We start from the raw sequence: 14,337 nt of genomic DNA on the forward strand, positions 1-14,337 counted from the left end.
CCTCTCCCCCTCCCCCACTCTCCCCCTCTCCCTCGATCGACCTTTGCCTTGGGATCACTTAGACACGGGGATCGATAAAAACTGGCTGAAAATTGACTTGCTTCATGCTTTGGAAGCGGCGACGGTTCCTGACTGTTCCTTTGAAGGGTGTTCGCGCTGCGGGGTTTGCGGCACGGATTTCGGACACAATGTGGTAGTTGATGCGCTGCCAATTCCTGAGTTTGCTGGGGAGTTTGTGCCGAATACAGAACGGAAACAGCGGGTTCGGGTTTGGTTCGGGAAGGTGGGCGATATGGCTTTGGTTGGTCATCTGGATTTGCTGCGATTGTTCGATCGAGTTGTCCGCAGGGCCGATTTGCCGATTTCGTTTACTGGCGGCTTTCACCCGAATCCTCGGATTTCTGTGGCAAACGCTCTGCCTCTGGGTGTCACTAGCACAGGGGAAATTGCGGATTTTGAGCTTTCTCGGCCGATCGATATTGAGGTTTTTCGGGAAAAAATGGTAGCGACTCTGCCAGAAAATATCCCGATTTACAAGGTGGAACAGATCGACCTCAAAGCTCCTTCTGCTAACCAGTTGTTAGAAGCCGCTGAGTATATCGTTACTGTGGCAGCAACAGGCCCGCTGGCAGAAAATGGCGATTTTGAAGGTGAAAATTTGGCTGCTGTCTCTGTCGCTGTTAGCCCTAACTGGGAAGCTTGGGTAGGGGCGATCGCCGAAACAGAGGCTTTTTGGCGGGTACACACTACTAAGTCGGGCAAAACTAAGGATGTCAATTTGCGCGATCGGCTGCACAAACTAGAACTTGTAGAGCAGCTACCAGCAATCCGCGCCTCTGACTGTGGCGGTACATCCGAAGGTAGAGCAGTCTTGCGCTATACCGGCAGTTGTCGCAGCGATGGCAACTTGCTCAAGCCCGAACATCTTGTGTTCATGCTCGAACAAGTCAGCGGGCAGGAAATTCAGCTTCTGCAAGTTCAGCGCAGTCAGCTAATCCTAGGTTATTGTTAAGATAGGGAAGCCCTGGTGAAATATTTCACTAGGGCTATCGATCGGGATGTGTCGCTTAAGCTATAATTGTTTGTTATGGAAGCCGCAGCGGCTCGAGCGCTTTAGTCGCTCGTCGCTAAGAGTCAACCAGCAACGCGGGCTGGGTGAAACTGCTTCTGTTCAAGACTTTAAGCCTTTTTGTACGTTGACCGGCTAAATCTAGTGCCAAACCCGCAGGAGCCGGGCCTGAACCAAATTTAGCGATTAATTTCGATCGATCGACTCATGGTCGATTGTCGGCTTACTCACAAATCTCACGGTTCAAGCCGCTCTGCTGGTATTCAACAATAGATATTTTTGACCTCGATCGGAAAACAGAGACAAGCTCTCGACAAACGTCGTAAAGAAGCAAAAATTTGAGATTTTAGATTCTAGCTCCTGCTCCCTGATTCATCTGTGGAGTAAATCTAAAACTTGTACGGCGAAGTCGAAGTATCTCAAACTTCTACAGCGAAGTCGAAGTATCTAAAATCGAATCAAGAGGTTTTAGGGTTGGCACAGGCAAAAGTCGCAGTCGAAGAATGTCAAGCTGGGGTAAGTTGACCGCTATCCCGCAAGAATTCAACAAAAGTCTACGCGCTTTCAATCCTACTTAACTTTTGCTCAAAACCAGCCCTCAACCACGCAAGCGGAGTTATCAGTTCGTAGTGTTAAGTTGTGTGTTAAGAAATTGGTACGGAGTCACTGAATTTATTCACGCTCGTTCAAAGGAAGAGTTGGAAGTGTTGAAGATTGAGTGAGAGAGTTTGCAATTCACCAATCAAAATTCAATATTTATAACTCGGTAAAAACGTCCTTATTTCTATCTTCCAGCTCAGTCTGCGAAGCATAACTCATAACTTGCGATCGGGTGGATTCAAACACTGTATCTGTAACAGTTAACAGTCAACAGTCAACAGTCAGTAGGGGCGGTGGATGGTGCGGGCCCGCCCTCTTAACTTAACAGTTAACAGTTAACAGTTAACAGTCAACAGTCAACAGTTAACAGTCATTCCACCCTGAACCAACTCACAGCTAATAACTCTTCCTGCTACTACTAATAATTACAGTCAAAGTAAGAGGCACTATGAGCGTGCGTAAGTGTCTCTAATTTGCTGCCATTTTTTTGAGGAAATTGAATGACAAAGCAGATAGTTATAGCAGAGCAGCATCGCATTGCTGCCGTTTTTTCCGAAGATCAAATTCAAGAACTCGTGGTAGCCACAGGCAGCCACCAAGTCAGCGATATTTACTTGGGAATTGTCGAGAATGTACTCCCTGGGATAGATGCGGCCTTCGTCAATATTGGCGACCCAGAACGCAACGGGTTCATGCACGTCACAGACCTCGGCCCGCTGCGGCTCAAACGATCGGCAGGAGCAATTACAGAACTCCTCACCCCCCAGCAAAAAGTGCTGGTACAGGTGATGAAAGAACCGACGGGCAGTAAAGGCCCCCGGCTGACAGGCAATATCACCCTGCCCGGCCGCTATTTGGTACTGATGCCCTACGGCCGGGGAGTCAATCTGTCCCGCCGGATCAAGTCGGAAGCCGAGCGCAACCGCCTCAGAGCCCTAGCTATTTTGGTGAAACCGGCCGGGATGGGGCTGCTGGTACGCACCGAAGCCGAAGGCATGACCGAAGAAGCCATCATGGAAGATTTGGAAGTGCTGCAAAAACAGTGGGAATCCGTTCAACTCGAAGGCGGTACTTCCCGAGCGCCAGCACTGCTAAACCGCGACGACGATTTTATCCAGCGGGTACTCCGGGATATGTTCAGCGGTGACGTGAATCGGATTGTGGTGGACTCGCAAAATGGCATTAAGCGTGTCAAACAGCAGTTGATGAGCTGGAACGGCGGTAAACTTCCTGCAGGAGTTTTGATCGACCACCACCGAGAGCGCGCCTCGATTTTAGAATTTTTCCGCGTCAACGCTGCGATTCGAGAAGCCCTCAGACCGAGGGTAGATTTGCCTTCGGGCGGTTACGCGATCATCGAGCCGACTGAAGCCCTGACGGTGATTGATGTCAACTCAGGCTCGTTTACTCGATCGGCCACAGCTCGCGAAACTGTACTCTGGACAAATTGCGAAGCAGCAACCGAAATTGCCAGACAACTGCGGCTGCGGAATATTGCCGGGGTAATTATTGTTGACTTTATCGACATGGAATCCCGCCGCGATCAATTGCAAGTGCTGGAACATTTCAATAAAGCTCTCAAAGCAGACAAATCTCGGCCGCAAATCGCTCAACTGTCGGAATTGGGACTGGTAGAACTCACTCGCAAGCGCCAAGGTCAAAATATTTACGAGTTATTCGGCCACAGTTGCCCGACTTGCAGCGGGTTGGGGCATTTGGTACACCTCCCCGGCGAAGACGATATCGCCGGTGCCGTGCGGGAATCGCCCGATCGCACTGTGGGTTCCTCCAACCGCCTTTTGTTGAATTTGCCAGAAGGATTGGAACGCCGCAGCCTGACACCTACGGCGGCTGCAACTCCTGCACCAGTAAGAGAAGAACGTTCCGTCGAACCAGCTCGGGCTGCTTGGGAACCGTCTAGCGAAAGTTTGGATTTTGAGACCGGCAGCAACGCCTCGTCTTTGGACTTGCTCAACCATCCCAGCTATCAGGATTTGGGGAACGGAACCAGACGCCGCCGCCGTCGCCGAATTGGCGAAGAGCCTTTTGCTGTAGCCGAGGAGGAACCGGTACGCAACAAGTTGCGACTGCCGAATACCAACAGCGCGCCCGTCGTGGAGACGCGCTCTGAGTATCTCGCACCCCCCGGCATCCGCGCCGCTTCCGAGGGCTTCGGGCTGGTGAATATGGCTGCTGTTGGCAGGCGCGAGGATTTCGATCGCGTGCGTCCAACTAAGTCTGAGTTGATGAAGCCGATGGTGGAGCCTCCTGAAATGATTTCGGTGGAAATGACAGCCGAGGAGCAGGATGTTTATGCTCTGATGGGAGTTTCTCCTTTGGTGATGACGGATCGCGGTGTAAAAAATCCTAAGAATGCGATCGTTTCGGTGACACTCCCCGGAGAGCCGCCGAACAAGTCGTCTTTCGAGCAGCTCGAATTTGAATTTGAACCCCCCGCGCCAGCAGAGAAGGCTGAGGAAGCCGATTATTATGCAGAAATATCGGCAGTTGAGCCTGTATTTTCTGAGGGTGATGAGGATGATGAGGACGATCTCGATCTTGATGATGAGGTTGAAATTTACGGTGCAAGTTCGATCGACCTCATGGATGATTTTGCTGGCGACGTGGAGGAAACCAGCGATGGGATGGACGAATCGAATGAATGGGGAGCATCGGAGCCGTCGATCGAATTCGAGCAGTCGATCGAATTCCATGAGTCAAGCGAGTTGAATCAGCCTTTGACATCCAATGACTCAAACGAGTCGAATGAATCAAGTGAATCCAGCGAATCCAGCGAATCCAGCGAACCCGAAGAGCCAGCGATCAACCGCCGCCGCCGCCGTCGCTCGTCTGCTGTTGTAGATGACTGATCTCCAGTCAGAGGGAGGAGGAAAGAAGGAAGAAGGAAGAACAAAGAACAAAAAAGTAGAAATTTTTACTCTCTTCCCATCTTTCCATCTTTCCCCCTCCCCCAATCTCCCCCTCTCTAGCCTGAGCGAAGCCGAAGGCCAATCCCCCTCTCGGACTCAGATAATAGCTGGTGTGGACGAAGTAGGAAGGGGAGCTTTGTTCGGGCCCGTGGTGGCGGCCGCCTGCATTCTGCCCGACGAAGTTATCGATGAATTAGCAAGTTGCGGGGTGCGCGACAGCAAGCAGTTGAGTGCCGCAGCCCGGAGTCGGTTAGCACTGAAAATCCGGGCTGTGGCTGTTGACTGTCAAATTGGTGTGGCTTCGGTGCGGGAAATCGATCGCCTCAATATTTTGCAAGCTTCTTTGTTGGCGATGAAGCGGGCGATTTTGAAGTTGAAGGTTACTCCGGATTTGTGTTTGGTTGACGGGAATCAAAGAATCCCCAATTTGGCGATCGCACAAGAGACGATGATTAAAGGTGATTCGCGATCGATTCAGATAGCCGCTGCTAGTATTGTCGCCAAAGTTTGGCGCGATGAATTAATCGTGCGCTTGGCTGTTAAGTATCCCGAATATGACTTGACAAATAACAAAGGATATGGAACAGCTAAACATAAATTGGCTTTGGAACGCTACGGTGCGTCTGTCTTTCACCGCTTATCATTTAGCCCTTGTCAAAAATTTAACAATAACAACGAAAAACCTCTCTAACTCCAGCGCGATTATATAAAATTTGAAAAATCAATAATTTCCAATTAATAGTCCTGGGCGCATAAACTCTATTCTAGAGGGTGCGCGATGAGCACCTTATCGCTTCAGCCTCCGGTAGCATCTATTAAATTTTTATTTAACCTCTTGACCAGGACTGATAATATGTTAAAAATTCCCGGCTATCGCATCAATGAGCAAATCTACAATGGCTCTAGAACCAAGGTTTATCGAGGACTTTCTGAGTCAAACCAAAAAGTAATTATCAAACTGCTATTGAGCGAGTATCCCACTTTTAGCGAACTCGTGCAGTTTCGGAATCAGTACACCATTACCAAAAATCTTGACCTTCCGGGAATTGTCAAACCCATTGCACTCTTAAACTACCGCAATGCTTTTGCTCTGGTAATGCAGGATGTTGGCGGTGTTTCCCTTGCTGAGTATACTGTTAATCCAGAGCAATTAGATAATATCCTATCAAGTAATTCTGAGGTTTCCTGCCCCGATACTTCGCCCCTACCGCTAGATGAATTTCTGCCGATCGCGATTCAGATTGTCCAAACCATAGAAGGATTATACCACAACCGAATTATTCACAAAGATATCAAGCCCCAGAATATTATCATTAACCCGGAAACCAAAGAAGTAAAAATAATTGACTTCAGTATTTCCTCTCTTTTACCCAGAGAAAACCAGCAAATCCAAAATCCCAACGTCTTAGAAGGAACCCTAGCTTATATGTCTCCCGAACAGACGGGACGAATGAATCGAGGTATCGACTACCGCACTGATTTTTACTCGCTGGGAGTTACATTTTACGAGCTACTAACAGGGCAATTACCCTTTTACTCAACTGACCCAATGGAGGTAGTTCACTGTCATATTGCCAAGATGCCAAATCCTCCAATCGAGCTAGTTCCAGCTATTGGAGTAATGACCAATAAAATCATCATGAAATTGATGGCAAAAACTCCAGAGTTACGCTATCAAAGTGCTGCTGGATTGCGCTACGACTTGGAAAAATGCTGGCAGGAATGGCAAGACAACGGGAAAATTAGCGAATTTGATTTGGGAAATAGGGATATTTGCGATCGCTTCACCATTCCCGAAAAACTTTACGGTAGAGAAAACGAACTTAAGACGCTATTAGAGGCATTCGATCGCATCAGCGAAGGTACTTCCGAAATCATGCTGGTGGCGGGCTTTTCCGGGATTGGCAAAACCGCCGTGGTTAACGAAGTTCACAAACCCATTGTCCGCCAACGGGGTTACTTCATCAAAGGAAAATTTGACCAATTTAAGCGCGATATTCCCTTCTCGTCGTGGGTGCAGGCATTCCAGAATCTGATGCAGCAATTACTCACCGAAAGTGCTACTGAGGTGCATAAATGGCAAGTCAAAATTTTAGAGGCTTTGGGCGAAAATAGTCAAGTCATTATTGATGTTATCCCAGAATTAGAACGACTAATTGGCAAGCAGCCAAAAGTGCCAGAACTAGAAGGAACTGCCGCTCAAAATCGCTTCAATCTATTATTTCAAAAATTCATCCGACTGTTTGCAACAAAAGAACATCCTTTAGTGATTTTCGTAGATGATTTGCAGTGGGCCGACTCCGCTTCATTGAAGCTAATGCAATTGTTGATGAGTGAAATAGATACCCGCTATCTGTTGTTAATGGGAGCGTATCGCGATAACGAAGTGTTTCCCGCCCATCCACTGATGCTGACATTGGATGAGATTCGCAAAGACTCGGCAACACTCAACCAAATTACGTTAGCACCCTTAGACCAACCTTCCCTGAATCGCCTGATTGCTGATACCCTGATTTGTCCACTAGAAAGGGCAATTCCTCTGACAGAACTGGTTTTCACCAAAACTCAAGGCAATCCTTTCTTTGCTACTCAATTTCTCAAATCTCTGTACGCAGATGGGTTAATATCCTTTGATTTTAGCCTCATTCCCTCCCCTTACCAAGGGGGGGGAATGGGGGGGTGGCAATGCGATATTGCTCAAGTTAAGACCCTAGCTTTTACCAATGATGTGGTCGAGTTTATGGCTATTCAGTTGCAAAAGTTGCCGATAAATACCCAGAATGTTCTGAAACTTGCAGCTTGTATTGGCAACGAGTTTGACTTAGCAACTCTAGCAATTGTTCACGAAAAATCTCAGAGTGAGACAGCGGCTGATTTGTGGAAAGCTTTGCAAGAAGGGTTAGTTATACCGATTACTGAAGTTTACAAGTTTTTTCAGGACTCGGAATCTGTTAAAGTTGCACCAGCGTCGGAGTTATCGGTTCCCTACAAGTTTTTACATGACCGAGTGCAGCAAGCAGCATATCTTCTGATTCCCGAATCCCAAAAACAGTCCACCCACCTCGAAATTGGACAACTGCTGTTGAGGAAGGGCGGGCACGGCGGCACCGCTCCTACAGAAGCAGAAAAAGAAGAGAAGATTTTTGATATTGTCAACCAGTTGAATATTGGGATGGAGTTAATTACCCATCAAACAGAACGGGACGAACTCGCTCAATTAAATTTAAGAGCCGGACATAAAGCTAAAACTTCCACGGCTTACGAGGCTGCTAAAAAGTATTTAAATATTGGTATAGAACTCCTAGATATTGAGTGTTGGCAGACCCATTACAAGCTGACTTTGCAACTATATGAACAAGCCGCCGAGGCGATGTATTTGAACGGTGATTTTGAGCAAATGGAGCAATTAGCAGAAATAGTTATCCAAAATTCAAAGACGCTCTTAGATAAAATTAAAATTTATCAAATTCAAATTCAAGCTTTGAAAGCGCAGAACCAAATCAAACAATCTTTAAATTTTGGGTTAGACATTCTCGAACTCTTGGGGATATATCTACCTAAAGATCCGGAACCGACAGAAATTCCCCGGGCTTTTGCAGAGACGCAATTGGCTTTACAAGGAAAATCTATTCAGGACTTAATTGATTTACCCGACATGAGTGACCCCCAAAAACTGGCAGCAACTCAGATGCTGTTACAACTCTGTCCTGCTGCCTACATGGTGACTCCAGTTTTGTTGCCACTGATTACTTTTAAACAGATTCAGTTAGCCATTGAATATGGTAATGCACCAACTCATACTCATGCCTATGCAAATTATGCGCTCATTCTGTGCGGAGTTATGGGAGAGTTAGAAACGGGCTATCAATTTGGAGAACTGGCACTAAATTTGCTCGAAAAACTCGATGCTAAGCCTTTTAGAGCTATGACGCTCTTTGTAGTAAATTACTTTACAAAGCATTGGAAACATCATATCAAAACAACATTAAAGCCTCTGTTATCTGCTTACTTTAGTGGTTTAGAAACCGGGGATTTAGAACACGCTGGCTATTCCGCACAAAGGTACTGTTACCTTTTGTACTTTAGCGGTTCTGCCGAGCTATCAAGCGTGGAACTAGAGCTTGAAACCTACAGTGATGCCTTGGCAAAGATCAATCAGGATAGCATTCTTCAATTACATCAAATTCACCATCAAGCTGTATTAAACTTGCTGGGAAAGACAGAAAATCCTTGCCTTTTAATCGGTTCAGCTTGTGATGAATCTCAAATGTTGCCGGTTTACATTGCAAATAATTACAGAATAGCGTGTTACTACTTCTATTTAAATAAGTTAATCCTTTGTTATCTTTTTGATGACTACCAACAAGCAATTGAGTATTCTGCTGGAGCCGAAGAGTATTTAGATGCAGGAGTAGCTTCGATATTAGTACCTATTTTTTATACCTACAATTCTCTTTCTAAGTTGGCTGTGTATCCCGATGTAGAGATTTTTGAACAACAACAAATCCTCAAAACTGTAATGACCAATCAGGAGAAAATGAAAATATGGGTACATCATGCCCCCATGAATTATCTACATAAATTTTATCTAGTAGAAGCAGAAAGACATCGAGTTTTAGCGAAAAAATTAGAGGCGATGGAAATGTACGATCGCGCCATTTCCATCGCCAAAGAAAACGGTTATCTCAACGAAGAAGCCCTAGCCCACGAACTCGCTGCCAAATTCTATCTCGGCTGGGGAAAAGACAAAATCGCCCAACTATACCTAACAGAAGCCTATTACGCTTACGCGCGGTGGGGAGCTAAGGCAAAAATTGACGATTTAGAAAAACGCTATCCCCAATTACTTGCTAAGATTCTCAGTCAAAAAATCAGCTTCAACACAAGTGATACAATTTCCCCAATGATGACTGGAACTGTTGTTACAAATAGCAGTTCAGGTGTTTCCGAAATTCTGGATTTGGCAACAGTAATCAAAGCATCTCAATCACTGTCAGGAGAAATCAACCTCGATAAGTTGCTCTCCACTTTGATGCAAGTGATGATGGAGAATGCGGGAGCCGAAAAGGGCTCTATGATTTTGATAGAAGGAGATTCATTTTTCGTCGCTGCTCAATGTGTTAGTGGTAAATTTTGCAACCTAAAATCAACTCACGTTCTTGACTCTAACGAAATTCCGATCGCAATTATTAACTATGTCTGGCGCACCCAAGAAACCTGCGTAATAAACGATGCGACTACTGAGGCTATATTTGCTGCTGACTATTATATCATCCAGCATCAACCAAAGTCGGTTTTGTGTCTGCCGATTCAACATCAAGGAAAGCCGATCGCAATTCTGTACCTAGAAAATAACCTGACAACGGGTGCATTTACTCCCGACAGATTAGCCGTCTTAAAAATCTTGTCCTCGCAAGCGGCAATTTCCATAGAAAATGCCCAACTCTATGCCAACTTAGAAGCAAAAGTAGCAGAGCGCACCCAAGAACTCCAGCAGTCAGAAGCTCGCTTTCGACAACTTTACGAACAATCTGCCGATGCTATTTTGCTGTTAGATGGCAACACTTTTATTGACTGCAACCCCGCCACAGTCAAAATGATGCGTTGCACGAACAAACAACAGGTTCTTTCTCTGCATCCGGCTCAAATTTCCCCCGAGTTTCAACCTGACGGTAGAAACTCTTTTGAAAAAGCTGAAGCCATGACAGCCCTGGCTTTCGATCGAGGAAATCACCGCTTTGAATGGATGCACCGCCGCACTGATGGAGAAGATTTTTGGGTAGAAGTATTGCTGACAGTAATTCCTTTAGATGGAAAAGAAATTCTGCACGCGGTGTGCCGAGAAATTGGCGATCGCAAACAGGCAGAATTAGCTCTGCACCAAAAAAATCAGGAACTCAGCGATACTCTCCAACAACTCAAAGCCACCCAAGAAGGATTGATTCAATCAGAAAAAATGGCAGCTTTAGGACAACTTGTAGCCGGAGTTGCCCACGAAGTTAATACACCCCTAGGTGCAATTCGTTCCAGTGCGGGCAATGTTTCTAAGTTCTTGGATCGAGCTCTCGAACAATTGCCCGCAGTTTTTCAATCTCTCTCCCCAGAAGCTGGACAGAATTTTTTAGAATTACTTCAGTATTCTCTCCAACAATCTACAAACTTATCAACCAAAGAAGAACGCAAATTAAAGAGAGCTTTAAGAAGCCAACTCGAAATATTAGAGATTGAGAGTGCCGATACTGTGGCCGATAGATTAGTCATGATGGGGGTCTACGAGCGAATCGAAACTTTTCTACCACTGCTGCAAAGACCGGACAGTTTGCATCTTGTAGAAGCTGCATACAAACTGTCAGAATTAAAAAGAGGTATTGCCATTATTAACACAGCCACAGATAGAGCATCAAAAGTTGTTTTTGCTTTGAAAACCTATGCCCGCTACGAACAGTCTGGTACCAAGACAAGCGCCAGCATTGCAGAAGGGATAGAAACTATCTTAACTCTCTATCAAAATCAATTAAAACAAGGTATTGAGGTGGTTAGAAAATATGCCGAAATTCCGCCGATACTGTGCTATCCCGACGAACTGAATCAAGTGTGGACAAATCTGGTGCACAATGCTTTGCAAGCAATGGATTATCGGGGGACGCTAACTATTGATGTGACAACACAAGACGAGCAGGCTAAGATTAGTGTTAGTGACAGCGGTAAGGGCATACCAGAGGAGATAAAAGAGAAAATATTTGACCCATTTTTTACTACTAAGCCTCCGGGAGAAGGCAGCGGTTTGGGACTAGATATTGTCAAGAAGATTGTTGAAAAACATCAGGGAAAGATTGAAGTGGAATCGATTCCCGGTCAAACTACATTTAATGTTTTTCTACCAATAAGTGGTGTATAGCCTTTCAAGCGAAAGATTAGGTGCCGCTGGCCAAACCGGCCAAACCGGCCAAACCGGCCAAACCGGGCATACCTCACGACGCTTGAGAACCGCTGTATAAGGAGGTAAAGTATGTGGCAAACGATATAACGCAGTAAGTAGGTGGGGTTTTATTTAGTTCCATCCCATCTGCAATCTACCCCATTGGGAGGATGGCAAAAGTTAAAGCGTTTTGAGAACAATAACTCGGATTCTACCGGGAATCGAGGTAAAATCGCTGTACGGTGCGTTATGCTCGGCTAAGCTGCTACGCATTTAGATTTCTTGGTTTCGGTGACTGGGGAGGGGAGAGAACTTGGAGATCTGTTGTTTCGTGGCATTTAATTGGCGATCGCACTTAAACCAAGAAACGGGGTTTTGAACTCTGCCAAGAGGATTGTCAGCAAGTATTTTGGTAAAAAACCAAGGTAACGGTCGCCAGCGCGATCGCCAAGTAGCATCTTAAAATGTGATCGGGCATACTAATACACTTTACTACTTTTCCTACTAATAAAAACTTACGAAGTAGAAAAAATAAATGTCTAAACCAGTTATTTTATGCGTTGACGATGAGAGAATGGTGTTAGATAGTCTCAGTACACAGCTAGCAGCAGAATTTGGGGATACCTACACCTATGAAGGAGCCGAAGATGCTGAAGAGGCGTTAGAGGTTATCGGCGAACTATATGACGAAGAAACTAGCGTTATTGTGATTATTTCTGATTGGTTGATGCCTGGTATCAAGGGAGATGAGTTACTGATACGCATTCACAAACAATACCCCCATATTATTACAATTATGCTGACCGGTCAAGCTGACGAAGTAGCAGTTGACAGAGTAAAAAAGCAGGCTAATCTCCATCGCTGCTTATCTAAACCTTGGTCGGAAGCCGATTTACTGGAAACTATAAAATCTGGTTTGTTGAAGTTATGAAACAACAGGTAATAATCTGTGTAGATGATGACAACACTGTACTCAAGAGCCTCAAAGTAGAACTCCAAGAAACTGTCGGCAATGCTTATCTGGTCGAAATTGCCGAGGGTGGGGAGGAAGCATTAGAGTTGCTTGAAGAATTATTGTTAGATGGGTATGAAGTACCGTTAATTATTTCCGATCACATCATGCCTGAGATGAAGGGAGATGAACTATTAAGACAAGTCCACCTACTTTCGCCCCAAACTATCAAAATTATGCTGACAGGGCAAGCAGATATTGAGGCGGTGGGCAATGCCATCAAAAATGCAAATTTATATCGTTATCTAGCCAAACCCTGGCAACAAGAAGACTTGAGTTTGACGGTAAAAGAAGCAGTAAATAGTTATCGGCAAAATCAACTTCTGGCATCACAAAACGCGCAGCTTCAGCAAATGAATCAGGAATTGGCTGATTTAAACCGCGAGCAATCGCTACTGATTGCGACACTCCACGAGAACGAAAATCGTTTGATGCAGTTTTTGGAAGCAATACCGATCGGCGTAGGAGTGCTGAATGCTGATGGCCAAGTTTACTATATCAATAAAAAAGCAAAAGAGATATTTAACAAAGGAGTCGTGTCTGAACTCCCAGCCGAAAAACTGTCAGAGGTTTATCAAGTTTATCCAGCAGGAAGTCTTGAACCTTGCCCTGTGGAAAACTTGCCCGTCATTCGGGCATTGAGGGGCGAAACTTCGATGGCTGACGATTTAGAAGTCCGGCACGGAAATAAGATTATTCCCCTAGAAATTCATGCTTCCCCGATTTACGAGCAGCAGAACAAAATTGTATATGCTATCAACACTCTTTTAGATATCACAGAACGCAAAGAAGCTGAGGCTGAGCGCAAAAAGTTCATGGAGGAGCTTTTTGAGGTCAATAGCAGTTTGCAACTTTCACTGGAGGCAGAATTAGATATCGTTGAGGCGACAAGTCGTTTTGTACCCAATCAGTTGTTATCTTTTTTGGGATGTGACAGTATTGTTGATGTTAAATTGGGAGATGCGGTGGAGTTGGAAATGTCGGTGCTGTTTTCTGACATTCGCGATTTCACGACTCTTTCGGAACAGATGACACCAGAAGAAAATTTCAAATTTATCAATTCATATTTGAGTTATATGGGACCGCTGATTCTAGAAAATCAGGGGTTTATTGATAAATATATTGGCGATGCAATTATGGCTTTGTTTAGTGAGGGTGCGGATGATGCTGTGAAAGCGGGAATTGCGATGCTGCACAGTCTTGCTGAATACAATCGACAGCGCGCTGCTGCGGACGATGTGGCGATTAAGATTGGGGTGGGAATTAATACTGGTTCTTTGATGTTGGGTACTGTTGGCGGAAACAGCCGGATGGACGGTACTGTTATTGGTGATGCGGTTAATTTGGCTTCTAGAATTGAAAGCTTGACGAAGAATTATGGGGTGTCGCTGTTAATTACTCAACAGACTTTCGATCGCTTGACAAATCCTGCTGATTATGCAATTCGGGTAATTGATAAGGTTCAGGTTAAGGGGAAGTCTGAATGGGTGACTGTTTATGAAGTTTTTGAGGCGGATTTGCCGGAAGTTAAGGCGGGAAAGTTGGCTAATTTGCGGTTGTTTGCTGAGGCTTTGTTTTTATACAATATGAATAATTTTAGGGAAGCTGGGGAACTTTTTGCGGATTGTTGGCGACAAAATCCGGGGGATAAGGTGGCTCAAATTTATTGGGATAGGTGTCTTAGTTAGTTGTTAGTTGTTAGTTGTTAGTTGTTAGTTGTTAGTTGTTAGTTGTTAGTTGTTAGTTGTTAGTAACATACCCCGTTTATGATTCGGCGGTTGAAACCGCGCCTTGTCAAACAAAGTCG

At 45.3% G+C, this 14,337-nt stretch carries 6 protein-coding genes; all 6 read left to right on the forward strand.

Annotation, left to right across the window (positions count from 1 at the left end; translation table 11 throughout):
* Nucleotides 1-1,012: TIGR03936 family radical SAM-associated protein (locus tag IQ263_RS07175; RefSeq protein ID WP_194066824.1), on the forward strand; the 1,012-nt coding region annotated here is incomplete at its 5' end.
* Between the two features lie 1,157 nt (nt 1,013-2,169).
* Nucleotides 2,170-4,539, forward strand: a complete 2,370-nt coding sequence (rne, locus tag IQ263_RS07180; protein ID WP_194066825.1) for a ribonuclease E — start codon at nt 2,170-2,172, stop codon at nt 4,537-4,539.
* The gene (locus tag IQ263_RS07185) at nt 4,532-5,290 is read left to right on the forward strand and encodes a ribonuclease HII (RefSeq protein ID WP_194066826.1); all 759 of its coding nucleotides are present in this window, start codon (nt 4,532-4,534) and stop codon (nt 5,288-5,290) included. Before rne ends, IQ263_RS07185 begins: the two co-directional genes overlap by 8 nt.
* Nucleotides 5,291-5,452: 162 nt before the next feature.
* Nucleotides 5,453-11,497: an ATP-binding sensor histidine kinase gene (locus IQ263_RS07190; protein WP_194066827.1), complete on the forward strand. Its 6,045-nt coding sequence runs from the start codon at nt 5,453-5,455 to the stop codon at nt 11,495-11,497.
* Nucleotides 11,498-12,053: 556 nt separating this feature from the next.
* Nucleotides 12,054-12,449, forward strand: a complete 396-nt coding sequence (locus tag IQ263_RS07195; protein ID WP_194066828.1) for a response regulator — start codon at nt 12,054-12,056, stop codon at nt 12,447-12,449.
* Nucleotides 12,446-14,218: an adenylate/guanylate cyclase domain-containing protein gene (locus IQ263_RS07200; protein WP_194066829.1), complete on the forward strand. Its 1,773-nt coding sequence runs from the start codon at nt 12,446-12,448 to the stop codon at nt 14,216-14,218. Before IQ263_RS07195 ends, IQ263_RS07200 begins: the two co-directional genes overlap by 4 nt.
* Nucleotides 14,219-14,337 lie beyond the last annotated feature (119 nt).

Origin of the sequence: Tychonema sp. LEGE 06208 (genome assembly GCF_015207505.1) — a bacterium.
Taxonomy (GTDB): Bacteria; Cyanobacteriota; Cyanobacteriia; order Cyanobacteriales; family Microcoleaceae; genus Microcoleus.